The organism is Methylobacterium sp. WL103, from assembly GCF_008039885.1.
GTDB lineage: Bacteria > Pseudomonadota > Alphaproteobacteria > Rhizobiales > Beijerinckiaceae > Methylobacterium > Methylobacterium cerastii.
In genome coordinates, this window is sequence record NZ_VRUX01001095.1 from 1 (window position 1) to 782 (window position 782).

1 protein-coding gene and 1 pseudogene are annotated in these 782 nt (G+C 75.1%); both read right to left on the reverse strand.

The window, feature by feature from the left end; all coding sequences use genetic code 11:
• Positions 1-110 precede the first annotated feature (110 nt).
• Positions 111-578: a DUF4381 family protein gene (locus FV222_RS28005; protein ID WP_147761621.1), complete on the reverse strand. Its 468-nt coding sequence runs from the start codon at positions 576-578 to the stop codon at positions 111-113.
• A 69-nt stretch (positions 579-647) separates the two neighbouring features.
• Positions 648-782 (reverse strand): annotated as a pseudogene (locus tag FV222_RS31685) (DUF58 domain-containing protein); the annotation flags it as partial.

Sequence of the window (782 nt, forward strand, 5' to 3'; positions counted from 1 at the left end):
CGCCGGGACGAAGCGCTGAACCAGCAGCGGCAGCGGCAGGAGCAGCAGCGCCAGCGGCGCGGCCCAATCGAACGCGGAGGCGAGCGCCGTGACCCAGGCCGGGAGCAGGCTCATCCGCGGATCCGCCCGATCAGGCGCCCGAGCTCGGCGTCGAGGGCGGCCGGGTCCGGCCGGTCGCCGCGGCGGTAGAGCCCCTCGACGAGGGTGCGCCCGGCGCCCGCCGTGAAAAAGGTGGTGGAAAACAGCCCGTCGAGCCTCTGCGCCCATGCCGTCCCTTGCGCCGCGGCGGCCGCCTCGCCGTGCAGGGTGCGGGCGAGGCGGCGCAGCAGCCGGGCCTGTGCCACGAGGCGCGCGTCCGGATCGAGGCTTCGTGCGGCGGACAAGTCGCGCAACGCCGCCCGGCGCAGAGTGGCGCGGGCGCGGACACGAAGATAGCGCACCAGCCCGACGAGCAGCGCGGCGGCGAATCCCGCGAGGATCGCGACGACGACCTCGCCGGAGATCGCCCCCGCCACCTGGTTCGGCAGGTGAAGCCCGCGCAGGGCGTCGAGGGTGGACGGAGCGTCGGCGGGGGTCATGGTTCTCCGCACCTGGGCGTGCGCATCCACTCCCCCCTCTGCGGGGGTGAGAAGGAAATGCCAGCGGCTTCACAAAACCGCATCGAGCCGTTCCATCAGCGGGGCGTAGGCCTCCGGGCCGGCCTCGACGTCGAGGCGCAGGCCTTCGATGCCGCGGCGGGCGTAGTCGGCCAAGCGCTCGTCGGCGGGGAGCCGCCCGGGGGC

What these genes read in the sequence shown, in the direction of transcription:
- FV222_RS28005 (WP_147761621.1), bottom strand. Translation starts at nt 578, where the DNA reads ATGACCCCCGCCGACGCTCCGTCCACCCTCGACGCCCTGCGCGGGCTT.